Origin of the sequence: Actinocrinis sp., assembly GCF_035946395.1 — a bacterium.
In the GTDB taxonomy this organism is placed as follows: Bacteria; Actinomycetota; Actinomycetes; order Streptomycetales; family Catenulisporaceae; genus Actinocrinis.
In genome coordinates this window covers 1-1,879 of record NZ_DASYZI010000305.1, presented here as the reverse complement: position 1 = coordinate 1,879, position 1,879 = coordinate 1, and the positions used below count along the sequence as shown (strand labels likewise).

At 68.7% G+C, this 1,879-nt stretch carries 2 protein-coding genes; both read left to right on the top strand.

Translation table 11 applies throughout. From position 1 onward, the window contains the following. A partial coding sequence (locus VGS97_RS18560) for a methylmalonyl-CoA mutase family protein (protein WP_326854838.1) occupies positions 1-700 on the top strand: 700 nt, incomplete at its 5' end. Between the two features lie 415 nt (positions 701-1,115). After that, positions 1,116-1,879: glutamate--cysteine ligase (locus VGS97_RS18555; protein WP_349262183.1), on the top strand; the 764-nt coding region annotated here is incomplete at its 3' end.

Here is a 1,879-nt window from a genome sequence, read left to right as displayed (position 1 = left end):
GTTCCACACGCAGACGGCCGGCGTGCAGCTGACCGCCCAGCAGCCCGAGGTGAACCTGGCCCGGGTGACCGTGCAGGCGCTCGCGGCCGTGCTCGGCGGCACCCAGTCGCTGCACACGAACGCCTACGACGAGGCGATCGCCCTGCCGACCGAGAAGGCCGCCCGGCTCGCCGTGTGGACCCAGCAGGTTCTCGCCTACGAGACCGATCTGACCGCGACGGCGGACCCGCTGGCCGGGTCCTACGCGATCGAGACCATGACCAGCGAGATCGAGCAGGAGGCCGCCGGCCTGATCGCGAAGGTCGAGGAGCTCGGCGGAGCGGTCGCCGCGATCGAGCAGGGCTTCCAGAAGACCGAGATCGAGCGGTCCGCCTACCAGATCGCGCGGCAGGTCGACGCGGGAGAGCGCGTGGTCGTCGGCGTCAACCGGTTCGGCATCGCCGAGGAGGAGCCGTACCAGCCCCTGCGCGTCGATCCCGCGATCGAGCGGGACCAGGCCGAACGGCTAGCCGTGCTGCGCCGCGGCCGCGACGCCAGGGAGCTCACGCGCCGGATCGATGACCTCCGGCGGGCGGCGGGCACGGCGGAGAACCTGCTCTACCCGCTGCGCGAGGCGCTGCGCGCCCGCGCCACCGTCGGTGAGGTGTGCGACGCGCTGCGCGATGTCTGGGGCGTCTACAAGCCGCCCGACGTCTACTGAGCGGTTGCCTTTTCGGCGGACCCTTTCGGCAGCACGGTCTGCGTTGTGCGCCGTACGCAGCTTTGTGCGCCGTTCGCATGGGTAAGGAACGCCGTGGCGGAGCGGGACGGTCGGAATGAATGTGGTGCTGTGTTGACCCGGGGGGGTAACCCCCCGGACCCCCCAGACCGGGGGGCGAAGCCCCCCGGAGCCCCCCTGCCGTCTGCTCGGGCCAGCCTCCGGCCGGCCCTCGCATCCGGCACACGCCGGTGATCGCCCCACGGCGCTTCCCGGCGTCGCCGCATCCGCTGCCGTCTGCTCGGGCCAGCCTCCGGCCGGCCCGCGCACCCGGCAATGACGCTGAGGGCTGCTCCTTCCCGGCAGAGCTCGCCCCGCGCCGGTGGTGCGCGGGAAATACAGCCCATGGAGGCTCACTGTGGCCATAAGGTGGAACCCATCTCGCGGCGCAACGCTGGGTATCGAGTGGGAACTGCAGCTCATCGACTGCAGAAGCAGGATGCTGCGGCAGGACGCTCGCGAGGTCCTGGCGGCGCTGCCAGCGCTCAGCGAGGTCGGTGAGAACCCGAAGATCCGTTACGAGCTCATGCAATCGACGGTGGAGGTGGTCACTGGCATCTGCACCACTGTGTCGGAGGCGAAGGAGGATCTTACTGCGACAATCGCGCAACTTGAGCGAATCACGGGCAGCCGCGGTACGATGCTGGCCTGTGCCGGAACGCATCCCGTTAGCGACTGGCGAGATGCCAAGATGGCTCCCATTCAGCGCTATGCAGAACTCGTAGAGCAGTTGCAGTGGCTGGCCCGAAGGATCCAGACATTCGGAGTCCACGTCCACGTCGGCATCAGGGACGGGCGCAAGGCGATTCCCATCGTCAATGCGCTTGCCGCTTACCTGCCGCATTTTCTGGCGCTGACTGCGTCAAGCCCGTTCTGGAGCGGGCACGACACAGGGCTCGCCTCGAGCCGTGCGGTCATCTTCGGCGGCCTGCCGACCTCGGGGCCGCCGCAGCCACTCGCTGACTGGACTGAGTTCGAGGAGTACATGGACACGCTGCTTCGCGCCGGAACGATCCGGAGCATCAAGGAGGTGTGGTGGGACATACGGCCGCACCCCGATTTCGGCACGGTCGAAATCAGGATGTTCGACGGCGTTCCGACCCTTCGCGAGATCGGCATGGT